The organism is Burkholderia stagnalis (assembly GCF_039848545.1).
Classification (GTDB): Bacteria; Pseudomonadota; Gammaproteobacteria; order Burkholderiales; family Burkholderiaceae; genus Burkholderia; species Burkholderia stagnalis.
The window spans coordinates 2,845,723-2,869,219 of the sequence record NZ_CP156686.1 but is presented as its reverse complement, the minus strand read 5'-3'; the positions used below and the strand labels follow the sequence as shown (position 1 = coordinate 2,869,219).

Here is a 23,497-nt window from a genome sequence, read left to right as displayed (position 1 = left end):
TTCGAATCGCGTCATGTCGCTCAAACCCCTGACCCGTTCCCTGCTGACGCTCGCCACCGTCGGCCTCGCGATCGCGCTGGTCGCCGCGCTGTGGCGCGCGTACGTGCTCGCCCCCTGGACCCGCGACGGCCGCGTCAGCGCGCACGTCGTGCGCATCGCGCCGGAAGTGTCGGGCACCGTGATCGACGTCGCGGTGATCGACAACCAGCGCGTATCGAAAGGCGACGTGCTGTACCGGATCGACCCGCAGCGCTTCGCGCTCGCGGTCGAGCAGGCCGAGGCGCAGGTCGCGTCGACCGCCGAGACGGTGCGCCAGAAGCAGGACGAGGCGCGCCGCCGCACCGGCCTCGACGAACTCGTGCCGAAGGAGGACATCCAGCGCTCGGGCCGCGCGGTGTCGATCGCGCAGGCCGACTACCGGAAGGCGCTGGCCGCGCTCGACGTCGCGAAGCTCGACCTCGCGCGCGCGACGCTGCGCGCGCCGGTCGACGGCTACGTCACGCAATTGCGCTTGCGGCACGGCGACTACGCGGTCGCGGGCCGGCCCGACATCTCGGTGCTCGATGCGCACAGCTTCTGGATCACCGGTTTCTTCGAGGAGACCAAGCTGCGCCGCATCGCGTCGGGCGCGCCCGCGCAAATCAAGCTGATGGGCTTCGATCCGCTGCTGCGCGGCCACGTGACGAGCATCGGCCGCGGCATCGCCGACGAGAACGGCGCGCTCGACGAAACCGGCCTGCCGACCGTCAACCCGAACTTCACCTGGGTGCGGCTCGCGCAGCGCATTCCGGTGCGCATCGAGCTCGATCACGTGCCGGCGGGCGTGCTGCTCGCGGCCGGCATGACGTGCAGCGTCGAGATCGGCGAGCCGGGCCGCGCAACGACGCCGCGCGGCCGGCTCGCGTCGTGGCTGCATGCGTGGATGTGAGGCGGCTTCGATGCGACGTTTCTCCTTCCGCCCGCAACGTTTATCCGCCGCGCTCGGTTCCGCCGCGTGCGCGGCCGCCCTCACCGCGTGCACGATGGTCGGCCCCGACTATCGGCCGCCGCAGCCCGTGCATCCGCCCGGCTGGATCGAGCGCGGCGACGCCGCCGTGCAGGCCGATCCCGCGCAATTGCAGGACTGGTGGCGCGGGTTCGGCGATCCGCTGCTCGACCGCCTGGTCGCGCAGGCGATCGACGGCAACCAGGATCTCGCGATCGCGCGCCAGCGGCTGCTGCAGGCGCGTGCCGAGCGCGACCAGGTGGCAAGCCGGCTCGGCCCGACGGTCTCCGCGGGCGGCACCGCGAACGCGCTGCGCTCGTCGCGCGCGCTCGACTGGCCGCCGGGCATCGGCCAGTCGCGCACCTACCGGCTCGGCGTCGACGCATCGTGGGAACTCGACATCTTCGGCGGCACGCGGCGCGCGATCGAATCCGCGGACGCGCAGGTCGACGCGATCGACGACGATCGTCACGCGATCCTCGTGAGCCTGCTCGCCGAGCTCGCCTCCGATTACGCGGCGCTGCGCGCGACGCAGGCGCGGCTGCGGATCGCGACCGACAACGTCGCGAGCCTCGACGCGACGCGGCGGCTGACCGAGCGTTCGGAGCGGCACGGCCTCGGCACGTCGTTCGAGGTCGCGCAGGCGCACGCGGAGCTCGAACTCGCGCAGGCCGCGCTGCCGCCGCTGCAGGCGAACGCCGCGCAGCTCATGCATGCGATCGGCGTGCTGACGGGCGGCTTTCCGGGCACGCTGCGCGACGCGCTGGCCGCGCCCGGCGCGACCTTGCCCGTCGCGCCGCAATTGCCGGTCACGCTGCCGTCGGACGTGATCCGCGAGCGGCCCGACATCCGCGCGGCCGAGCGGCGCTTCGCGGCCGCCACCGCGCAGATCGGCGTCGCGCGCGCCGAGCAGTTCCCGCATTTCGCGATTCCGCTGAGCGTCGGTACCACCGCGAGCCTCGTGCAGGACCTGTTCACGAGCGCGAGCGTCGCATGGTCGGTCGCGCTCGAAGGCACGCAGCTGCTGTACGACGGCGGCCGTGCGCAAGCCGGCGTCAGCGCCGCGCGGGCCGCGGCCGAAGCTGCGCGGCTCGCGTACGAGCAGCGCATCCGCGTCGCGTTTCGCGAAGTCGAGGACGCGCTGACCGACATCTACGCGGAGCGCGACCGGCAGACGGCGCTCGTCGCGGCGGTCGGCAGCAGCCAGGACGCGCAGTCGCGCGCGACGCGGCTCTACCGCAACGGCCTCAGCGAATACCTGTCGGTGCTGATCGCGCAGCGCGCGACCTACCGCGCCCGCGACGCGCTCGCGCTCAGCCAGCTCGCGCAGGTGCAGGGCGTAATCGCGCTGTACAAGGCGCTCGGCGCCGGCTGGCGCCACGATGCGCCGGTCGCGCAGGCCGACGGCCCGCCACCGCCGTCGGCGCGGTGATGCGCATCGCGCCGGCCTTCCTTTCGTCACGCTTCATCGGAGCATTGCCATGACACTCGATCCGCAGGCATTCATCGTCCACGACATCAGCCGGTTTCCGTTCTGCGTGTTTCGCGCACAGGCCGCGACGCCCGGCTACGCGCCGCAGTGGGAGAAGGAGATCGACGCGCTGATGCGCGACGGCGCGCCGTTCGTCGTCGTGTACGTGTCGCTCGACGCCGACGAGACGCACGAGGACCGCAAGCATCGCGCGGTCTGGCTCAAGCAGAACAAGGCGGCGCTGGGCGCGGTGTGCAAGGCGCTGATCAGCGTCGAGCCCGATCCCGAGCGGCGCGCGTGGGTCGCCGCGCAGGGCGAGACGGCCGTGAAGGCGTTCGGGATTCCGCATGAAGCGGTGGCGTCGCTCGACGAAGCCGTCGCGCTCGCCGCGCGGCTGACCGGCACGGGCGACGCGGCGCCGCAGGCTCGCCCCGCATGATGCGCGCGGCCGCCCTGCGCGCGGACGCGGCGACGCCCGGCCACCGGCGGCGGCGCGAACGGACGCCCGCCGTGCGCCGCCGGCACCTGCCCGCGGCAGCCATGCGCCGGCGCATGCCCGCCGCGCGCGCGACGTTCATCATCTTCGCGCCGCAATCGTGGATGCACTGACGCGCCGGCGTCGGCGCAGCCGCGATGCATGACATGCGTCACTGCAGGCCGCGCCGCGGGGCGCGATAATGGCGCTCCGGCCGTCGCCGACGCGACGGCGCACCTCGTCATCGTCCAGCATGCAAGCACACGCCACTCCCCTCGACGTCGCCGCCATCGACAGCTGGCACGCACACGTCTACTTCGACGCCGCGAGCCGCGATGCGGCCTGGGCATTCCGGCAGATCGTCGAGCAGCGGTTCGGCGCGATCATCGAGCTCGGCCGCTTCCACGAGCGCCTGGTCGGGCCGCATCCGGCGTGGTCGTACCAGATCGCGTTCGATGCGAGCCGCTTCGACGAGATCGTGCCGTGGCTCGTGCTGAACCACGGCGCGCTCGACCTGTTCCTGCATCCGAACACCGGCGACGACCTGCGCGATCATCGCGATTCGGCGGTGTGGATCGGGAAGTCGTACGAACTGAACCTGGCGGCGCTGGCTGGCTGACGCTCGGACCGCGTTGAAACGTCGTCGAGCGGCCGCCCGCGTCACGCGACATACAGCGCAACGCTGACGAACTGGCACAGGCTGCCCGCCAGCACGAACAGGTGCCAGATGCCGTGCCCGTGGCGGATGCGCTCGTCGTTGATGAAGAAATAGATGCCGGCGCTGTAGATGATGCCACCCGCCACGAGCCACGCGGTGCCCACGGGCGGCAGCGCATGGATCAACGGGCCGACGGCAACGAGCGCAAGCCAGCCCATCAGCACGTACAGCGTCATCGACACGACGCGGGTGCGCCGCCCGAGCGTGAGTTCCTGCGCGATGCCGAACGCGGCGAGCCCCCAGCTCACGCCGAACAGCGACCAGCCCCACGGCCCGCGCAACGTGACGAGCGTGAACGGCGTGTAGCTGCCGGCAATCAGCAGGTAGATCGCCGAATGGTCGCACTTCTGCAGAATGGCTTTCAGGCGCGGATTGCGCACGCTGTGGTAAAGCGTCGAGATCGCGTAGAGCACGCAGAGCATCGCGCCATAGACGCTGAAACTCACCACCTTGTAAGCGTCGCCCGCGAGCGCCCCCCTCGTCACCAGGGTTGCCAGCCCCACCACCGACAGCACCGCGCCGACGAGATGGGTAATGCTGTTGAAACGCTCTCCGGCATGCACGACGTCGTCCTCCTGCGCGGGTTCATCGGGGCCAATAGTCCATATGATAGCGGCAGGAAAACGATGCCGAGCAGCGGGCAGATCAAGCGATCGAGATCCAGGCGCAGGCGATCAACCGCCGGGACGGCAAGCTGCCGACCTACATGTCGCCGCAGACGCCGCTGCCGTTCCCGGATTGTCCGCGCAAGGCGGCACGTCGAAGTAAGCACGCACGGCCGTCACAATGAAAAAAAAACGCCATGACTCGCGTCATGGCGCTTTTGCATCGACCGGGCGCTTCAGGCCGTCAACAGCACTTCCCGGCCCCCGACCCATACCTTGCATTCTGACGTTCGCGGAAAAACGCCTCGTACGTCATCGGCTCGCGGTCCGGATGGGTCTCGCGCATGTGCGCGACGTAGGTGTCGTAGTCGGGCACGCCGACCATCAGCCGCAACGCCTGCCCGAGGTAGCGGCCCGCGCTGCGCAGATCACTGCCGAGATCGGAAAACATCGCGGCGTCTCCTTAGCGTCCGCTGCCGAGCGCCTGCGCGGCCGGAATCGCCTCGTACGGCGTCTCGCGCACGGTCGGCTTCGCCTCGCGGCGGGCGCGCTGGATCGCGAGCACGCCGTACACCGCGATGCTGATCACCACGAAGATGAACAGCCCGGCCAGCGCCGCGTCGATGTAGTCGTTGAAGATGATCCGCTTCATCTGCGCGATCGACTTCGCCGGCGCGAGCACCTTGCCTTCGTCCACGGCCGCTTGCAGCTTCGCCGCGTGCGCGAGGAAGCTCACCTTCGGGTTCGCGTCGAACACCTTCTGCCAGCCGGCCGTCAGCGTGCAGATCAGCAGCCATGCCGTCGGCACGAGCGTGACCCATGCATAGCGCTCGCGCTTCATCTTGAACAGCACCACGGTGCCGAGCACCAGCGCGATCGCCGCGAGCATCTGGTTCGAGATGCCGAACAGCGGCCACAGCGTGTTGATGCCGCCGAGCGGATCGACCACGCCCTGGTGCAGGAAGTAACCCCACGCGGCCACGCACAGCGCGGTGGCGACCAGGTTCGCCGGCAGCGACTCGGTGCGCTTGAGCGCCGGGTGGAACGTGCCGAGCAGGTCCTGCAGCATGAAGCGGCCCGCGCGCGTGCCCGCATCGACGGCCGTCAGGATGAACAGCGCCTCGAACAGGATCGCGAAGTGATACCAGAACGCCATCATCGCCTCACCGCCGATCACCTGGTGCAGGATGTGCGCCATGCCGACCGCCAGCGTCGGCGCGCCGCCCGCGCGCGCGATGATCGTCGTCTCGCCGACGGCCTTCGCGGTTTGCGTCAGCATGTCCGGCGTCAGCATGAAGCCCCACTGCGTGACGGTGTTCGCGACCGCTTCCGGCGTGGTGCCGAGCACGGCGGCCGGCGCGTTCATCGCGAAGTAGATGCCCGGCTCGATCACGCACGCGGCCACCAGCGCCATGATCGCGACGAACGATTCCATCAGCATCGCGCCGTAGCCGATGAAGCGCGCGTTGGTTTCGTTATCGAGCAGCTTCGGCGTCGTGCCCGACGAGATCAGCGCGTGGAAGCCCGACACCGCGCCGCACGCGATCGTGATGAACAGGAACGGGAACAGGTTGCCCGACCACACGGGGCCCGTGCCGTCGACGAACTTCGTCAGCGAAGGCATCTTCAGTTCCGGCGCGACGATCAGGATGCCGATCGCGAGGCCGAGGATCGTGCCGATCTTCAGGAACGTCGACAGGTAGTCGCGCGGCGCGAGCAGCAGCCACACCGGCAGCACCGATGCGACGAAGCCGTAGCCGATCAGGATCCACGTGAGCTGCGTGCCGCTGAACGTGAACCACGCGGCGAGCGTCGGCGACGCGCTGACGTTCTGGCCGAACGCGATCGCCGCCATCAGCCCGACGAAGCCGATGATCGACACTTCGCCGATGCGGCCCGGGCGGATGTAGCGCGTGTAGACGCCCATGAACAGCGCGATCGGAATCGTCGCGGCGACGGTGAACGTGCCCCACGGCGAGTTGGTCAGCGCCTTCACGACGATCAGCGCGAGCACCGCGAGGATGATCACCATGATCAGGAACGCGCCGAACAGCGCGATCACGCCGGGCACGGTGCCGAGCTCCATCTTGACGAGATCGCCGAGCGAGCGGCCGTCGCGGCGCGTCGAGATGAACAGCACCATGAAATCCTGCACCGCGCCGGCGAACACGACGCCCGCGAGGATCCACAGCATGCCGGGCGTGTAGCCCATTTGCGCGGCGAGCACCGGCCCGACGAGCGGGCCGGCGCCGGCGATCGCGGCGAAGTGATGGCCGAACAGCACGTACTTGTTGGTCGGCACGTAGTCGAGGCCGTCGTTGTGGCGCACGGCAGGCGTCATTCGCAGCCCGTCGAGCTGCATGACCTTGCTGGCGATGAAACGGCTGTAGAAGCGATACGCGATCAGATATACGCAGACGGCGGCGATCACGATCCAGAGGGCGCTGACGCGCTCGCCATGCGCGAGTGCGATCGTGCCGAATGCGAACGCGCCCAATAGCGCGACCGCAATCCAGATCAGGGTGCTGGAAGCCCGATTCATGTTGTCTCCTTTGTCGACCGGAGTTAGCGCTTCAGCGCTTACTCCGGTCCCATGCTTTGCGGTCGACCGGAGCCGGTGCATCCGCACTTACTCCGGTCCCGTGCTTGGCGGTTGACCGGAGTCGGCACATCAGCGCTTGCTGCGGTCCCACGCGACGAGGTTTAGTTGTCGACATCGCGCGGCTGGTCGACCGCGCGCCCAACGCGGCATTGCGCCGCGCACCGGCCTCGCAAAGGCAGGTGTGGTGGGTTCGTAGTATTCGGGTTCGGGGCCGGGCTTACAAGCGGATAACTACGTATGCGGGGCTACGTAGAATTACGTAGAGCGGTGTAAATGCGGCGTGGCTGACGGCGCTCGGCGACAATGGCACCGACGAGCAACGACTGAATGCATGAGCCGAGCGTCGTCGACGGCCGACGCCATCCAACCTGGAAGACCATGTCACGACTCACGCCGGACCGAGGAGCCGCCATGCCCATCCCGTTTCACAAGATGCACGCGAACGGCGACGACTTCGCGATCGTCGACCTGCGCGGCCAGGCCGACATCGTCGATCGAAATCTCGCCCGCGCGATGGGCGACCGGCATCGCGGGATCGGCTTCAACCAGCTTGCCGTGATGACGGACTGCGACGATGCCGCCGCCCGCGTCACCTTCTGGAACCCGGACGGTTCGACGCTCGACGCGTGCGGCAGCGCGACGCGAGGCGTCGCCTGGCGCGTGCTGCGCGAGACCGGCGCGGCGTCCGCCGTGCTCAGGACCGCACGCGGGCTGCTGACGTGCTCGGCGGCAGCGAACGGGCTGATCACGGTCGACATGGGCCATCCGCTCGTCGACTGGCGGCAGGTGCCGCTCGCCTGCGAGGCGGACACGCTGGCGCTCCCGCTGCCCGGCGCGCCGGCCGCATGCAACATGGGCAATCCGCATTGCACGTTCTTCGTCGACGACGTGCGCGCGATCGACGTGGCGGCGCTCGGGCCGGCCATCGAATCGCATCCGCTGTTTCCGCTGAAGACCAACGTTCACTTCGTGCAGGTGATCGACCCGGCGCGGATCCGTCTTCGCATTTGGGAGCGCGGCGGCGGCGTGCCGCTCGGCTCGGGATCGTGTTCGTGCGGCGCCGTGGTCAACGGCATCCGGCGCGGCCTGTTGCGTGCGAGCGTCGCGGTCGAATGCGACGGCGGGATCGTGACGGTCGGCTGGGACGGCCACGCGGGCGTGTTGCTGACGGGGCCGGTTGAAGCCGTCTACAGCGGCGTCTGGTCCGCCGAACCCACGAGCGATTTCGGGGAATAGAACCTAGAATTGAGCCATGCGCCGGCGCGCCCGGCGCGAAACCGCTTCGTCTTCCCCTTTCATCGAAAGCAGCGGCCATGAACACTCACGATGCGTGCTTCATCCGCCCCGCGCTGGGCGCACTTTGCGTGGCTTCGCTGGCGGCGCTGTCCGCGTGCGGCGGCGAAGCCTGCTTCGGCTTCAATGACGGGTGCTTCAACCGCAACGGCCCCACGCAGACCATCTCCTTGTCGGGCACGGCCGCCACGGGCCCCGCGCTCGCCAGCGCGACGCTCGCCGTCAACTGCGCGCAGGGTTCGGGGTCCACGCTGACCGACGGCGGCGGGCACTACAGCCTGACGCTCAACGCGACGCTGCCCTGCACGATCACCGTGACGTCCGGCGGCGCGACGCTGCATTCGGTCGCGTTCGCCGGCGGCACCTTCAATACGACGCCGGAAACCGAGCTGATGCTCGTCTACCTCGCCGCGCAGCTCGGCACGAGCACGGCCCGCGTGATCGCGGACCTGCCGAACAACGCGCACTTCCAGCAGGTGCTGGAGAACCAGTCCAACGTGCAGGCCGCGCAGGCGGCGGTCGTCGCGAACCTGCAGCAGCGCTACGCGCTCACGCTGGCGGCGCCGGCGTTCCTGACGACGCCGTTCGTGGTCAGCCAGCCGGGCGTCGACAGCGACCTCGTCGCGCTCGCGGCGGCCGGCGCGATCGACGCCAACGGCATGCCCGCCCCGGCCGCCGTGTCGCTGCTGGCGCAGGCCGGCGCCGCCCATCCGTTGTGAGCGGCGCGGCCCGAGACGAAGCGCGCTACGGCTGAGCGCGGCGCCGCATGAGGCCGCAGCCGCGTCGCGTCAGGCCTGCGTCGAGACCAGGCCGCCCGTCGCGGCGCCCGACTTGCTGCGCATCAGTTCCGCCATCTTCGTGACCGCGGCTTGCAGCGCGGCGGATATCTGGCCGGCCTGCGAATTCAGCGCCTGCATTTCGGCCTGGGCCGCGGGGTCCTTCTGCGCGCGCTGCGACACCTGCCCGATCTGCTTTTGCAGCTCCGCGAGCTGCCGCTGCAGCTTCTCGATCAGCTCCTTCAGCACCTTGGCCGCCGGGTCTTCGCCCGACGCGCCCGGTCCGCCCACCTTTTCCCCGCTGTCGGCCTGGCCGGCCTTGTCCGTCTTGCCGGCCTTGTCCGCCGCTGCGGCCGAACCGTCGGCGGACGCGGGACGCGCGGCGTTCGCCGCCGTGCCGGCGGCGGCCGGCTGACTGGCCGATGCACCGGCGGTCTGGTTCGCCGTGGCTTGCGTCGTATTCGCGGCCAGCGAAGCATCGATCTGCATGATTTCTCCCGTAAATTTCGTGAACGAATGGTGATAGCGGAACGCGAGATTCCCTACAGTCTTATTACGGCATTCTTCACACAAAACTTGAAGCGTGCCCTGCAGCTCGACGCCGGACTGCGCCGCGCACATGGACCTGGATGACGGCGAAGCGGTGAAGACGGCCATCGACAAGCCCGCACCGTTGTTCACGACCAGCCCATAAGCAGCACGAAACATACTGCGACAGCCGCAGCCCGAACCGTTGCCGCGGCCTGTTCGCGTTCGCGCGGCGTGCTTCGATGGGAAAAGGTGAGAGGATTCGGGAGTGCGAAGACGGTGCGTCGCGATGCGGTCGACAGCTCACGTTACGTGGCACATCGCTCGCGGCGGCCCTGCGGGATTTCGCGCGGCATGGACCGGCGAGGGTATGGCGCGAAGAATAAGCGGCCCGGTGCATCGCGCACCGGGCTCCCGCGTCACACGCGGATCAATGCTTTTCTTCGATCTGCTTCGGCTTCGGCGGCGACGGCACCTTCGCATACTGGAACGCCGGCGTCGCTTTCAGCGCGTCCTTCGTCGCGCCCGGCAGATAGATGTTGCCGCTACGCACGTCGAGCGACGCGATCGGCACCGCGACGTCGTGCGCCGCAACACCGAGGAAGCCGCCCGCCGACACGATCGCCGCCGACACCGAGCCGTCCGGTGCGACGATCAGGTCGCGAATCGTGCCGACCTTCTGGTTCTGGTCGTTGTACACGGGCTTGCCGAGCACGCTCTTCTTCACGCTCCAGCCTTCGAGCAGCGCCTGCGATTGTTCGACGGTGACGCTGAGCGGCTGCGCGCCCGCGATCTGCGCATGCGCGCTGATGCTCGACGCCAGGATGGCGGCTGCGACGAGGGTCTTGTGGAAAGTCATGCTGATGAACTCCGGTTCGTTTGTGTTTGGTTCCGGGAGCGAAGCGGCGCGCGCTTCGTCGAGGGCAGCAGCGGCCGGCCGCGCCGCCGCTGCGTGTGCGCGACGCGAGCGGGACTGACCTCGGGGAGTCGCGCGACACTGGCGCCATGTTAGCGCCGCTCGCGCGGCGCTGCATCGGACACCATGCCGCAGCGGCACCGCGCGACGCACGAACCGGGCTGCGTTCAGCTTTCCTCGAGCAGCTTGCGGGATGCGAACAGTTCGGCATCGCTACGGATGCCGAGCTTGCGAAACGCCGATTGCTTCTGCGCGCTGATCGTCTTGCGGCTGCGGGAGAATTTCGACGCGATGTCGGACACGGACATGCCCGCGAGATAGCAGCGCAGCACCTCGTGCTCGCGCGGGCTGAGCCGCAGGTCGGCGGACGGGCCCGCATCGGCCGGCGCGGCGGCGTCGCCGTTCGCGGGCTTCGGCTCCGCCACGCGCGGGTCGGGCGTCTCGCTCGACGTGATCCGCTCGGCCAGTTCGGTGCTGATGTACGGGCGGCCGTTCGCGACGACGCGGATCGCATGCGCGAGCTCGCCCAGGTCCTCGCTCTTGCCGACGAAGCCGAGCGCACCCGCGCGCATCGTCATGTTGACGGTCGCCGGCGTATCGCTGCTCGACATCATCAGGATCCTGCACGCCGGAAAGCGCGTGTTGACCAGCTTGACGAGATTGAGCCCGTCGATCTCGTCGGGCCCCAGCGTGTAGTCGAGCAGCACGACATCCGCGCGATTCGCTTCGAGCCAGCGGATCAGGTCGCGCGACTTTGCAAAGCTCGCCGCCACCGCGATGCCGGGCCTGTCGTTCAGATAACTGGTGATCCCGAGCTGGACGACGGCATGGTCGTCCAAGATCACGACGCGGATCGGCTGGTGCTCTGGCCTCATTGCTAACCCTTTGTTTATCGTGGTGCGGCTGTCGATGGTCGATTCCCGTTCTTGTCGCCGCACGCCATCAACGCTGCTGATTATCGGGATTAGCTTACCGGCTTTCTGGCTAATTTTTAACCCCACCGGCTAAATGCGGCGGGCGGCCGCGTTCGTCGGCGTCGCCGTTCCGCGTTGCATTGCGTGGCTTCACATGGCATCGTGTCGCGCTTACGCAACGTGCGACCGATAACACGGTGGAAGGACGCAAGCATGACGAGTTCGAAGCGTTGCGCCGTCCTGATCGGCCTGATCGTCGGGTTGATGCCGGCGATCGACTGGGCAGCCGGCGCGCCCGAATTCACGCCGGAGGAAAAGGCGTGGATCGCCGAGCACCCCGTGGTGCGAACCCGCGCCGATCCGAACTGGCGGCCGTTCGAATTTCGCGAACACGGCAAGGCCGTCGGCGTCGTGCCGTCGTTTCTCGACGCCGTCTCGCGAATCAGCGGGCTGCGCTTCGAATACGTCGACGGCATATCGTGGCGCGGCTCGCCCGACGCATTGGCGTCCGGCAGGATCGACGTCGTCCCCGACGTGACGTGGCGCAGCAGGTTCGACGCACCGTGGCTCCGTCACCTCGACATCGCGTCCGATGCGGCGAAGCACGACGATTGGGCCTGGTCCCGTGACCACATCATCGTCAGCCGGCCCTACTTCGTCGGCACGGTTTTCGTCGTGGCGCCCGAGCACCCGAACCTGCTCGTCGACGCCCAGAACCTCGCCGGCCGACGCGTCGCGATCAAGGGCGGCGGCGCGCTGGAAGCCGCGATCCGCCACGGCGACATACCCGTGACCCTGCTGACCTACGACGACGAGAGCCAGGCGCTCGCGGCCGTCGCGAACGGCGAGGCCGATGCCGCCGTGGGCACCGACATGTCGATCCTGCCGCTGATGCGCAGGCAATTCCACGACAAGCTCTTCGTGGCGGGCGGTTTGCCGGACGGCCAGTATGCGCTGGCGATGGCGACGCGCCGCGACATGCCGGTGCTCGCGTCGATACTCGAGAAGTCGCTCGCGGCAATCCCTGCGCGCGAGGTCGATGAGATCACGCGTCAATGGATCGAGACGGCCGACTACGGCAAGCCGTCGCTGCGCTCGATCCTCTACTACCGGCGCTGGCAGGTCACGGCGGCCGGAGCAGGCCTGCTCGCGCTGGCGGCGATCGCATTCGTTTCGTGGCGCTCGCGCGTCGCGGCGGTGCGCAGCGAGCGCGACAAGGCGATGTTCCTCGCATTCATCAGCCACGAGATCCGCACGCCGATGCACACGATCCTGTCGTCGGTGGAGCTGCTGCAGCGCTCGAACCTGGCGCCCAGGCAGGCGAGCCGCGCCGACGCGGCGATGGCCGCGTCGGAATCGCTGCTGACGCTGCTCGACGACATCCTCGAATACTCGCGCCTCGAATCGCACAACGTGACGCTCGCGCCCGAGCCGACGCATGTCCAGCCCTGGGTGCAGCGCAGCGCCGACATGGTGCGCTGGCGGGTCGACGAGAAGAAGCTGAGCTTCGCACTCGAACTCGCGTGCCCACCCGACCTGTGCGTGCTGATCGACCCGGTGCGCACGCGGCAGATCGTGCTGAACCTGCTCGTCAACGCGATCAAGTTCACGTCGGCCGGCTCGGTTGCACTGCGCGTCGATTATCTCGAAGGCAAACCGGGCCGCGCCGGCTCGCTCGTGATCGAAGTTCGCGATACCGGAATCGGCATTCCGCCCGAACGCCAGCGCACCATATTCGAGCCGTACCAGCGCGTCGAGCAGTCGCAAAACCGCCGCGTGAGCGGCAGCGGATTGGGGCTGTCGATCTGTCGCGAACTGGTCGGCCTGATGAAAGGCGTGGTGACCGTCAGCAGCAGCCCGGACAAGGGCACGATCTTCACGGTGCTCCTGCCGGTGCAACGCGCCGCGCAGGCGCCGGCGCAGGCGCCCCAACCGTCGCTGCCCGCGCAGCTGCCGGAGCCTGTCGAAGCCGACAGCTCGCAGCCGAGCGCGAACGGCCCGACGATCCTGATCGTCGACGACCACGCAGCGGTTCAGCATGCGATCCAGCATCAACTCGACGCGCTCGCGTGCAACTCGGCCATTGCCGACACCGGCGAACAGGCGCTCGCGCTGTTCGAGCACACGGCGTTCGACATGGTGCTGCTGGATTGCGATCTGCCCGACATCGACGGCTACACGGTCGCGCGGCGCATGCGCGATGGCGAGCGGCTGCGAAAGGGGGCGCGCACGCCCATCATCGCGATCTCGGCGTCGACGGGCGATGCGCATCGCGAGCGGTGTTTCGACAGCGGGATGGATGGCGTGCTCGGCAAACCGCTGCGGCTCGACGCGCTGCGCCAGATGATCGACCTGTGGTGTCCGGCCCGTGACGACGACGATACAGCGCGGCCGACGCAGGGCGCGCAACCGGCGCAATCCGACTTCCGCGCGATCTACCGGCAAAGCGTCGATGCCGATCTGGCGGCGCTCGGCGAGGCGTTGTCGAACGGCGATGTCGATCGCGCGCGTCACGCGGCGCACCGGATCAAGGGCGCCGCCGCGGTGGCCGGCCATGCGACGACGAGTGAACTGGCGGCCGAGCTCGAGCGCCGGCTGCAGTTCGCGTCGGGCGCAATCGCACCCGGCATCGGCATGCTCGGCGACGAACTGCTGCGCCTGCATCGCGCCGACACGGCCGGGCCCGGCACGCCGCGATCCTAGCGATCGTTCGACGTATCCGCCGTGCCGTCCGCCGTCGTATACGTCGGGCACCATCGCACGACCGCCTGCCGGAGCGCTTCGAACCTCAGCGGCTTGCCGAGCACGCCGTCCATCCCGCTTTCCAGGCAACGCACCCGGTGCGCATCGCCGGACACCGCCGATATCGCGATGATCGGAACACGTCCCGCCTTCCGCGTGGCTTCTTCCTGCCGGATCATCCGCGCGAGCGCATAACCGTCGATATCGGGCAGATTGCAATCCAGCAGCACCATATCGACCTGCTCATGCGCGAGTTGCCGCAACGCCTGCTCGCCCGAGCCGGCGACGAGGCCGGCGCAGCCGAGTTCGTCGCATTGGTGCCGCAATGCGGCCCGCACGGCCTCGTGATCGTCGACGATCAGGATGCGCGGCGCATCGCGGCGCGCGTGCGGCACTGCCGTACAGGCCGTCACGGGCGCCGTGGCAGCGCGCCGTGCTGGCGGCGCGGCCTCCGCCGCGGTCACCGGCAGTTGCACCGTAAACACCGTTTCGACATGCGGCGTGCTGTCGACCGTGATCGTGCCATGCATCAACTCGACGAGTTCGCGGCAGATCGCGAGCCCCAGCCCGCTGCCGCCCGCCCCCTGTCGCGAACGACAGTCCGCCTGCCAGTACGCGTCGAAGAGGTGCCTGAAGCGGTCGGGCGCGATGCCGACGCCGGTGTCGCGCACCTCGATGAGCAGCGTACCGTTTCGTCCCTGGGGGGCGGCAAAAAAATGGACACGCAGTGTGACGGCCCCGGCCGCCGTGAAATTGATCGCATTGACGAGCAGGTTCAGCACGATCTGGCGCACGCGCACGGGATCGATCACGACACGCGTCCCCCGCGGGCCCGCGACGTCGAGCGTCAGCGCGAGCGCCTTTCGTTCGGCCCGCCAGCGCACCATGTCGACGGTCTGCCGGGCCCATGACTCGAGCTCGACCGCGTGCGGCGACAGCGTGACCTTGCGCGACTCGAGGCGCGAGTGTTCGAGGATGTCGTCGAGCAGTGTCAGCAGCGTATCGGACGCGAACGCGGCCGCTTCCGCACGCTCGGCCTGCTGCCCGGACAGCCCCGAGCGCTGCAGGAATTCGAGCGACGACAGGATCGTCTGCATCGGCGTGCGGATTTCGTGGCTGACGAACGCGAGAAACATCGCCTTCTCGCGCCTGCTGCGAATGGCGGCCGCGCGGGACTTCCACGACAGGTACGTGAGCATCGCGAACGTCACCAGCGTCACGACGATCGCGAGCACCACCGGCGCACGATAGTGCAGGATCGAGCGGATCGTCGGCTTGCCGTAGTCGCCCAGTTCCACCCAATCCCGTGTAATCGCGGCCGTCTCCTTCACCGGGATCGCCGCCAGCGACTTGTCGATGATCGACGCGAGAATCGGCAGGTCGGTGCGCGTGAGCATCGCCAGCGATACCGGGCGGTCCGCCAGCATGCCCGACATGTAGAGCTGGCCGAAAAACTGCCGACGGACGATCGGCAGGATCGTGACGTCCACGCCGAGCGCGGCGTCGGCTTCGCCGTTGGCGACCGCGGCGAGCGCGAGCGCCTCGGTGTCGTACGTCAGCACGTCGAGCGGCACGCCGCTGTGCCGCGTGAAGTATTCGACCGCGCCGCGCCCCTTGATCGCGACGCGCCGGCCCTTGAGCCGCTGCAGGCTGAAAATCATCGCGGAATTGTTGCGCGTCACGGCGGTCAGTCGCCCGACAAGGTACGGCGAACTGATCAGCGCACCGGCGCCGATGCGTTCCGGGGCCAGTTCCCGCCATACGCCCGGCAGCAGGTCGACCTTGCCGCTGGCGAGCGCCGCGTACGCATGCCCCCACTCCGTGCCCGGCACGGTCTCGAACGTGAGCCCGGTCATCTTCGAAATCGCGTTCAGATAGCCCGCGACGAGCCCGCCGTGCTGGCGATTGCGCATGTACTCGATCGGATACCAGTTCGCCTCGACCGCGATGTGCACGACCGGGTGCGCCTTGATCCACCGCAGTTCCTCGTCGGTGAAGACCGGCTTCCAGCAGACGGTCGCGGCGCTCGCGCCCAGCGATGCGCCGAGCAGCACGGCCACCAGTGCCCGACCAAGCCTGACCCGGATCGGGCCATGCGCCGAGAACCTTGCTTCCATGATCGACTTCACGGGCTGCCGCGCGCTACAGGCTCGCCGACGACGGCGTAAACGTGATCGTCAGCTTGTTGCTGTATTTGCCCGGACGCTTGAAGGCCGACTGGACTTCCGGCGTGACCAGCGTCAGCGGCGTCGGCGTGCAGATGACCGGCACCGAAATGCCCGGCAGCGATACCGAGCGGCCCGTGCTGTTGTTCACGCCCTGAAGCCGCACGGTCTCGCCGTTCGGCAGCGCGATCTTCTTGCCCGCATACGTGAGGCTCGCGTTGTAGTCGATGCGCGATGCGTAGGCGCCGCTCTTGTCCTTGTCGAGCAGCACCGAATAGCTGCCTTTGTCGCGCCGGTCGATCAACAGGCCGTCGCTCGCCGACACGTCGAACCACGTACTCTGCGCGTTGTAGCCGTCGTACAGGCACATGTCGACGTTCGACGTGCCCGACATCCGGCTGCCGTTCGGCAGCATCTTCAGCTTGAGGTCGACCGTGGGCGTCGCGCTCGTGAATTCCGGCAGATAAACCTGGATGTTGTTCTTGTCGGTGACATCCAGCTTGATTGACGCCATGAAAGTGGCGATCTTCGGGTTGGTTCCCCCGACGTCCCATTGCCTCAGGTTCAGCCGCAGATTCGCCTTCCAGGTTCCGCCCGACGGGAGATTCTTCAGCTCCGTGGCGGGGATCTTGACGAAGAGATTTCGCCCATCCCAGCCTACGGTGCTGCAATTTGCCACGGTAGCGGACTGCGCCATCTCGATTGGCGTTCGCCCGGCCGATAAGCCTTCCGAAATGGCGTTGCCGTCGCAATCGAGGTGGCGACTGTATGCACTTTCTCCTTGAAGATTCAGCACGGCCGTGGCGCCGGTCTTTTCCTCCTTGAACGAAAGCGCGATCTTGGTCGAATTGCCCGACGCGATCCATACCGGCTCGGTCGGGCACGCACCTGTCGTCGTGGAGGTGGCCGATTCGCACGTCCACGAATTTCGCCCCCATTTCTTGAAATCCGCCGTGTCATAGCCGCCCGACGCGCTGTTGAATACCATGACGTCCGCCGTCGGCGCGCCACGATCCAGCGTGGCTTCCACGGTATCGTTGCGGTTGGCCGGCTGCTGGGAGGCCGCCGACGCATCAAGCGCGATCGCGCTCAACGCGACCGCCAGGACGATTGCCCGACGGCGAATTCGACTGATCTGAAGCATATGAATGGCTTTTCCTTGTGTACTCGAAATGACGAGCGGCACCTCGCGGCGCCCGTGCGTGCGCGTCATTGCGCCGTCTTGGTCACGTCCGTTGCCTGCTGCCGCATCGACATCACGTACCGCTGCTGCAGCAGTTTCTGCACGCGCGCGTGCTTGCGCAGCGCCTCCGGCAGCGCGTCCGGCCCGGCCACGTCGCAACGCACCTTGCCGACCACCATGAGCACGTCCTGCCGGCGCTTGACGTGCAGCGGGCAACGCATCAGCGACGGGCCATCCACGACGAACAGTTCGCTTTCCTTGTTGTCCAGCTCGGCAATGAAGCCGCCTTCGGCGTCGAGCGACGGCATCGAGCCGTTGAGGATCACGCTGTCCGACAGCGGCATGCCGCTCGCCGTGAAAGCCTGCCCGACATAGGTGTACGTCACCTTCGCATCGACGTTGCGCAGCGCGAGCTGCCCCGGCACCATGAACAGCGTGTGCTTGCCGAGCCCCTCGGTCACGCTCGTCGCGCCCACGGACGCGCGCGCGCCCGCGTCGCTCACTTCGGTCGTCACTGGCGTGAACGCGGTGACCGGCAGCAGCGCGCGCTGTCCGAATCCGACCTTGATCCGCGTGCTCGATGCGCTGCTCACCTCGGCCGCCATGCCGCTCGCATCGCCGCGCTTGCCGACCCGCACCGCGAAGCCCGCGAGCGGATCCGACTGCGATGCGGACGCGCCGAGGAACACGCCCTGCCGCGCCACGGCGAACGACGACGAGTAACTCGCCGTCACCGACGGATTGTTGCCGCCGCTGTCGCGGCTGTAGCTGTTTGCCACCGACGTGGTGACGTCACCGTAGCGCCCGTTCCAGCGGCCCTGCACGGTGCCCGTCAGGCTGTCGGTGCCGTAGCCCGACAACCCGAGCGCGAGTTCCCGGTAGGTGTCGCCCTGCCAGTTCCAGTTGCGGTCGAGCGTGTAGTTCGTCGTCGTGCTGCTGCGATCGGTGCGGACGTCGACGCCCGCCGACGTGTAGGCGGATGCGTGCCCGGCGCGCACCGCGGGTTCGGCCATCGACAGCGTCACGCCGACGTAGCCGCCATACTCGTTGCCGGCGCCAACGTCGGCGCTGCGATTCGCGTACGCGCCGACGCGCAGGTTCGCGCTGACCTTGCGCCACGTCACGGAGCGCGACAGCGACACCTGAAACGCGCGCGACACCTGGTCGCGCTGACGCGCGACGGGCGGCGCCCAGGGGCGGTCGGGCGCGTTGTCGCGCCAGTCCCGCGAGCGGCCGACGCTCTTGTTGTACGTGTACCCGAGCATCGCCGACCAGTTCCCGATCGGGAACGACACGGTCGCGTTCAGCATGTCGTAGCAGCCGATGTCGCGATACGACACCGCCGGAGCGCTGCACGCGCCGCCGCGCATCTGGTAGCGATAGACGCTCCACGACACGCCGTCGGCGAACGAGATCTGTTGCGTATTGCCGCGAGAACCGTCGTTGCCGATGAAAAACGCCCCGCCGGCAGACAGCACGCCCAGCGGAAATGCATGGCGCCATTCGAGCGCCGTCTCGTTGAAGACATGCCGGCCCACGCTCGCGACGCCGCTCGTCAGCGCCATCTCGCGCAACAGCGGAATGCGCACGCCGGCCGCCGCGGCCACCCCGTCCGGCGCGCCCTGGTCGGCCGCGCGGCCGGCCTGCGCGAACCATTGCCGCGTGCGCGAATTGACGCCGCCGCCTGTCTTCGTGAACGGCGTCGTCTGCGTGCGCACCTGGACGCCGTTCTCGAAAATGCGCAGCAACAGCGGATACGTGCCTTCGGGAAAGCGCGACGTATCGAGCGAATTGACGCCGGCCTTCATGTAGAACGTGCCCAGCAGCTCGCTGCCGCGATACGCGTCGATACGCGAATCGCGCGGCAACAGCAGCGTGACCGGCGTGCCTTGCGTCGCGACTTCGGGATTCACATAGGCCAGCGTCGTGCCGACGCGCACGCCATCGAGCGTGCCGACCGGCAGCATCGAGAACCCGAAGTTGCCGCCGAGCGCGCTCGCGAGGTTGCGGTTGTCCATGCGGCCGGCCTGCGCGTAATGCTGCGAGCCGATGTCGTGGCGGTAATAGAGGTCCTGAAGCTGGACGTGGCTGTCCGCTGCCCGCGAATAGCTCGTGTGGGTAAAGCTCCAGTTACCGCCGATGAAGCTGCTTGGCGTGATGCCGAGTGCGCCCGTGCCCGACACGGCCAGGCTCTTGTAGCCTCGGCCGCCCGACAGGTTGATCGTCTGCTGGTGAATCAGCGCGTTTTCCGTCATCGACGACGGCTCGCGAAAACGCTGGTCGCGCTTCTCCGTGCTCAGCCAGTCGTGCGACAGGAACAGCTCGATGCTGCCTTCGCTTTCATCGTAGATCACGGCCGCACTGTCGGTCTCGACATATCCGCAGCCGTTCACGCCAGCCTGCCCGGCGCAGGCAAGGTTGCCGTTGCGCGCCATCGGCTTCGACAGCGCGTCGCCGATCGCCGACACGTCCGCCGCCGGAGCGATTTGCTCGGCGAGCGCCCGCAGCAGGCGCGCGGGATCCTCGAAACGCACGGCTTCCGGCGTCACGAAGACGCGAAACAACCCGAGCGACTTGCCGAGAAACGTGATGTCGACACGCTCGTCGTGCCCCGCCACGATGTCCTCGAAACCCGGCGGTACGGCCGAAGCGGCGTGTGCGACGGACGCGAGATCCATCACACACACAGCGCTCAGGCACGCGACGACGGTCTTCTTGAGATCGAATGGAATCATGCGGGAACGGAAGAAGTGACACGAAAAAGCCGGGCGCGCCCTTCAAGGCGCGCCCGTCGATGCAGCGGTGGGCGTTAGCTGCCCGATGCCGCGCTCTGCGTGACGATCACGCTGACGAGACCTTGATAGCTGCCGGCAGCCGTGATGGCTCCAGCCGTCTTCTGTGCGATCGACAGCGGCAGCACGTTCGAGCCCTGCGCCAGTTCGCCGGTGAAGATCTCCGACGCCTTCAGCGTCGTCGCCGTCGTGCTCAGCGCGGTGGTGCCCAGCTTGACCGCCAGCGGAATCTCCTTGGCGCCCGGGCTCGTCTGGTTCTTCAGCGCCGGCTCGGCCGCAAGGCGGACCTGCAGATCCTTCGCCTTGTCGTTCGTGAAGATCTTCGTGTTCACTTCAGTCGCCTGGAGACCCGAGCCCGGCAGATACTGCATCTGCATGGTCGTCGGCAGCGCCGAGCCGTCGGCCGACAGCATCTCGAGCGTCGTGTCGACGTTGGCGGTGACGGTGATGTCCTTCTGCACGGCATACGCCGACATCGACATCAGGGCCGCGGCAGCGATCGGAACGTATTTCAGCATCGTTAATCCTTCTGGTTGGTTGAGACAAAGGTGTGACCCGATCGGGTCTCGTTATGCGCGCTCGGCGCGTTCATCGCGGCGGTGGAATGCGCGGGCACGACCTTCTGCTGCACATCCGCCATTCCCTCCACGCGATATCGAATCCGCACGTAACGCGCGGGAGTCAGGCCCTCCAGCTTGAATGGCTGGTCCGGGTAGACACTGCGTTCAAATTTCATCCACCGGCATGACGACTCGTCCCGCTCGGACTCGCATGCGCCGGCCTCGAGCAAGCCGATCCGGACGTTGCCGGTGTTGGTCAGCGTGCCGTCCGACACGTCGAGATCGGCCATGGCCGCTTTCGGCAGCACACGGACGAGCGGCGCCCAGACGAGGCTGAACTTGACCTGGCCGGCTACGCCGTCCTTCGTGCCGGGTTCGTCGTCGGACGGCGGCGCCGCGGGCTGCAGGTAGACGCGATAGAGCACCTCCTTTTGCGGCGCGCTCAGCGGAATCACGCGCACGAGGCGCGTGCCGCCGGCCGGCAACGCGAACTTGGCCGGAGAGATCACGACCGCGTCGTCGCCGGAGCGCATGCCGCTCTCCTCGCGCTCGTGATCCGTCGCCGGATCGATCACGCGCTTCACGATCGCCCTCACGTATTGCGTCGCTTCGGATTTCGAGTAGACGCGCAGCTGCGCGGCCGATTCGCCGCCGGAGCCGATCGAGACGGCCATCGGATAGACGATCATGTTCGCGTGGACGATCGACGAGACGAGAGACAGCGCGATGGCGGCAAGCAACGTCATCCCCGGATGGTTGTTTTTTGGCAAGACGATTTGCATGACTTATTAATCAGAAATCCAATTCACATATCGATGGGCAGCCCGGTCCACGTTCAAGCCGTGTTCCGACGATCCTCCGAATGAACGGCGGGGATGCCCGAAAAGGCTCGGTCGGCTATACCGGCAATACCGCTCGATGCAGTTTCTGGAGAACGCCTTCATAGGCGGCCACCCGTTCATTCAGGCGACGGCGGAAGCGCTCGGCAATGGTTGCGAATCGGGTGCCGCGTGTGGCACACCGACTATTGCGACGCAACGCGGAAATAGGATTCTGTCCTATTGATGGGAGGTGAAATATAAGACTTGGCCTAAAAATGGCGACTTCTGCGTCGATCCGTCACGCTACTGCCGGCAAAGGCCTGAACGCCCGTCAGTCACGACACGATGCAGTCGCCGAAACGCATGCACATCGTGCAGAGTGCAAGGCCGTGCGGCATGTGGCGCGAAATCCCGTGCGGATTCGTAGGACGCGTCCTGTAGTTGTGTGTATTGTCGCTCGGCATCGGCCGCGCGCGACGCAGCCGTTGTTTCAAGTATTGCCGGCCGGAGATGTCCGGCATTTCGCCCGGGAAGCGAACGGGGACGAGCCAGCGCCGACCGGCGGTCGAGTCCGACCATCGGCCAGGGCGCGAGCTTCAAGGGTCTTGCCGCACGAGAAAGCGGCAACCTGTCGTTCGGCAACGGGCCCGGCCTCCCGGCCCCGCCGCCATCGGGTTACGCGTTGCGCGAATACACCCGTCGATGCCGCACCGCCTCCGCCAACACGTCGAGCACCGGCTCCGTCTGCGTCCAGCTCAGGCACGCATCGGTGATCGACACGCCGTACTTCAGCGGCACGCCCGGCTTGAGATCCTGGCGGCCCGCCTCGAGATGGCTCTCGACCATCACGCCGACGATCCGGTGCTCGCCTTGCGACAGTTGCCGCGCGAGATCCTGCGCAACATCGATCTGCCGCTCGTGCGACTTGTTCGAGTTCGCGTGCGAGCAGTCGACCATCACCTGCTCGCGCAAGCCGGCCGCGCGCAGCACCGCGCAGCTCGCCTCGACGTGCGCGGCGTCGTAGTTCGGGCCGGTCTTGCCGCCGCGCAGGATCACGTGCGCGTCGTCGTTGCCGCGCGTCTCGAAGATCGCGGCCATGCCCATCTTCGTCATCCCCATGAACGCATGGCTCGCGCGCGCGGCGACGATCGCGTCGGAGGCAACCTGCACGCCGCCGTCGGTGCCGTTCTTGAAGCCGATCGGGCAGCTCAGGCCCGACGCGAGCTGCCGGTGGCTCTGGCTCTCGGTCGTGCGCGCGCCGATCGCGCCCCATGCGATCAGGTCGGCGATGTACTGCGGGCTCAGCAGGTCGAGGAATTCGGTCGCGGCCGGCAGGCCGAGCGCGTTGACGTCCAGCAGCAGTTGCCGCGCGGCGCGCAACCCCTCGTTGATGCGGAAGCTGCCGTCGAGCCGCGGATCGTTGATGTAGCCTTTCCAGCCCACCGTCGTGCGCGGCTTCTCGAAATAGACGCGCATCGTGATCAGCAGGTCGTCCTTCAGCGCGTCGGCGGCGGCCTTCAGGCGGTGCGCGTACTCGATCGCCTGGCCGTGATCGTGAATCGAGCACGGGCCGACGACGATCAGCAGCCGGTCGTCGCGGCCATGCAGGATGTCGCCGATCGCCTTGCGGGTGTCCTCGACGAGCGTCTGCGTGGCGAGCGGCACCGGCAGTTCGTCCTGCAGCAGCGCCGGGGAAATCAGCGGGCGCACGGCGCCGATGCGGACGTCGTCGATGCGCGTGGTGTCTTGCGTCGCGTCGGCGACGCCTACCTCGCGATCGTGTGAGGGATTGTCGAGGTTCTGCATGGAAATTCTCCGGGGGACGTCTTCTGGAATGGTCAGCAGCCTCGATTATGGCACTCGGGCGGGGCGGCAGCGATCGCGGGCGGGGCGGCGGAAGGGCGCAGCGCAGAGACGGCGGCGGGGGCGGAATGCGGGACGGGCGATCCAC

20 protein-coding genes are annotated in these 23,497 nt (G+C 67.8%); 8 read left to right on the top strand and 12 right to left on the bottom strand.

Annotated elements, in window-relative coordinates:
- Nucleotides 1-13 precede the first annotated feature (13 nt).
- From ABFO07_RS29555 to ABFO07_RS29535, 5 genes are all read left to right on the top strand, one after another.
- Complete coding sequence (locus tag ABFO07_RS29555; RefSeq protein WP_347469198.1) at nt 14-928, top strand: HlyD family secretion protein; 915 nt, start codon at nt 14-16, stop codon at nt 926-928.
- Between the two features lie 10 nt (nt 929-938).
- Nucleotides 939-2,417 (top strand): efflux transporter outer membrane subunit, encoded by a 1,479-nt coding sequence (locus ABFO07_RS29550; RefSeq protein WP_124596447.1) that lies wholly within the window; start codon nt 939-941, stop codon nt 2,415-2,417.
- Nucleotides 2,418-2,466: 49 nt separating this feature from the next.
- A complete protein-coding gene (locus ABFO07_RS29545; RefSeq protein WP_059565080.1) occupies nt 2,467-2,895 on the top strand; it encodes a hypothetical protein in 429 nt (142 codons plus the stop codon).
- The gene (locus tag ABFO07_RS29540) at nt 2,892-3,065 is read left to right on the top strand and encodes a hypothetical protein (protein ID WP_155628698.1); all 174 of its coding nucleotides are present in this window, start codon (nt 2,892-2,894) and stop codon (nt 3,063-3,065) included. The genes ABFO07_RS29545 and ABFO07_RS29540 overlap by 4 nt, the downstream gene beginning before the upstream one ends.
- Before the next feature lie 119 nt (nt 3,066-3,184).
- Nucleotides 3,185-3,550, top strand: a complete 366-nt coding sequence (locus tag ABFO07_RS29535) for a DOPA 4,5-dioxygenase family protein (protein ID WP_059565079.1) — start codon at nt 3,185-3,187, stop codon at nt 3,548-3,550.
- A 41-nt stretch (nt 3,551-3,591) separates the two neighbouring features.
- Here the strand turns inward: ABFO07_RS29535 and trhA are convergent, their stop codons facing one another.
- The 3 genes from trhA to ABFO07_RS29520 form a co-directional block, all read right to left on the bottom strand.
- Complete coding sequence (gene trhA / locus ABFO07_RS29530) at nt 3,592-4,212, bottom strand: PAQR family membrane homeostasis protein TrhA (protein WP_059801203.1); 621 nt, start codon at nt 4,210-4,212, stop codon at nt 3,592-3,594.
- A gap of 286 nt (nt 4,213-4,498) precedes the next feature.
- Nucleotides 4,499-4,705: a YbdD/YjiX family protein gene (locus tag ABFO07_RS29525; RefSeq protein WP_059565077.1), complete on the bottom strand. Its 207-nt coding sequence runs from the start codon at nt 4,703-4,705 to the stop codon at nt 4,499-4,501.
- A 12-nt stretch (nt 4,706-4,717) separates the two neighbouring features.
- Nucleotides 4,718-6,796, bottom strand: a complete 2,079-nt coding sequence (locus ABFO07_RS29520) for a carbon starvation CstA family protein (RefSeq protein WP_347469195.1) — start codon at nt 6,794-6,796, stop codon at nt 4,718-4,720.
- A gap of 471 nt (nt 6,797-7,267) precedes the next feature.
- On the opposite strand from ABFO07_RS29520, the gene dapF reads away from it, so the two are divergent.
- Together dapF and ABFO07_RS29510 are read left to right on the top strand one after the other, a co-directional pair.
- Nucleotides 7,268-8,092: a diaminopimelate epimerase gene (gene dapF / locus ABFO07_RS29515; RefSeq protein ID WP_347469193.1), complete on the top strand. Its 825-nt coding sequence runs from the start codon at nt 7,268-7,270 to the stop codon at nt 8,090-8,092.
- A gap of 77 nt (nt 8,093-8,169) precedes the next feature.
- Nucleotides 8,170-8,868 carry a hypothetical protein gene (locus ABFO07_RS29510; protein ID WP_347469191.1) on the top strand — a complete coding sequence of 233 codons (699 nt, stop codon included), beginning with the start codon at nt 8,170-8,172 and terminating at the stop codon, nt 8,866-8,868.
- A gap of 69 nt (nt 8,869-8,937) precedes the next feature.
- Here the strand turns inward: ABFO07_RS29510 and ABFO07_RS29505 are convergent, their stop codons facing one another.
- The 3 genes from ABFO07_RS29505 to cblR form a co-directional block, all read right to left on the bottom strand.
- Nucleotides 8,938-9,582: a hypothetical protein gene (locus ABFO07_RS29505; protein ID WP_347469189.1), complete on the bottom strand. Its 645-nt coding sequence runs from the start codon at nt 9,580-9,582 to the stop codon at nt 8,938-8,940.
- Nucleotides 9,583-9,883: 301 nt separating this feature from the next.
- The gene (locus ABFO07_RS29500; protein WP_059879253.1) at nt 9,884-10,312 is read right to left on the bottom strand and encodes a PRC-barrel domain-containing protein; all 429 of its coding nucleotides are present in this window, start codon (nt 10,310-10,312) and stop codon (nt 9,884-9,886) included.
- Between the two features lie 224 nt (nt 10,313-10,536).
- The gene (cblR, locus tag ABFO07_RS29495; protein WP_347469187.1) at nt 10,537-11,244 is read right to left on the bottom strand and encodes a cable pilus system response regulator transcription factor CblR; all 708 of its coding nucleotides are present in this window, start codon (nt 11,242-11,244) and stop codon (nt 10,537-10,539) included.
- A 252-nt stretch (nt 11,245-11,496) separates the two neighbouring features.
- Between cblR and ABFO07_RS29490 the strand changes: the two genes are divergently transcribed.
- Nucleotides 11,497-13,986 (top strand): ATP-binding protein, encoded by a 2,490-nt coding sequence (locus ABFO07_RS29490; RefSeq protein WP_347469185.1) that lies wholly within the window; start codon nt 11,497-11,499, stop codon nt 13,984-13,986.
- Here the strand turns inward: ABFO07_RS29490 and ABFO07_RS29485 are convergent.
- From ABFO07_RS29485 to ABFO07_RS29460, 6 genes are all read right to left on the bottom strand, one after another.
- Entirely contained in the window at nt 13,983-16,142 is a 2,160-nt protein-coding gene (locus ABFO07_RS29485; RefSeq protein ID WP_347469183.1) for an ATP-binding protein, read from the bottom strand. The two genes, ABFO07_RS29490 and ABFO07_RS29485, sit on opposite strands and share 4 nt — an antisense overlap.
- A gap of 25 nt (nt 16,143-16,167) precedes the next feature.
- Entirely contained in the window at nt 16,168-17,403 is a 1,236-nt protein-coding gene (locus ABFO07_RS29480) for a CfaE/CblD family pilus tip adhesin (RefSeq protein WP_330995004.1), read from the bottom strand.
- Nucleotides 17,400-20,108, bottom strand: coding sequence for a cable pilus usher protein CblC (gene cblC / locus ABFO07_RS29475; protein ID WP_347469180.1), 2,709 nt, complete (start codon nt 20,106-20,108; stop codon nt 17,400-17,402). Before cblC ends, ABFO07_RS29480 begins: the two co-directional genes overlap by 4 nt.
- Nucleotides 20,109-20,182: 74 nt before the next feature.
- Nucleotides 20,183-20,683, bottom strand: a complete 501-nt coding sequence (cblA, locus tag ABFO07_RS29470; protein ID WP_059879233.1) for a cable pilus major pilin CblA — start codon at nt 20,681-20,683, stop codon at nt 20,183-20,185.
- 2 nt (nt 20,684-20,685) lie between these two features.
- A complete protein-coding gene (locus ABFO07_RS29465) occupies nt 20,686-21,471 on the bottom strand; it encodes a fimbrial protein (protein WP_347469178.1) in 786 nt (261 codons plus the stop codon).
- Between the two features lie 750 nt (nt 21,472-22,221).
- Complete coding sequence (locus ABFO07_RS29460) at nt 22,222-23,352, bottom strand: 3-deoxy-7-phosphoheptulonate synthase (RefSeq protein ID WP_059801196.1); 1,131 nt, start codon at nt 23,350-23,352, stop codon at nt 22,222-22,224.
- Between the last annotated feature and the right edge of the window lie 145 nt (nt 23,353-23,497).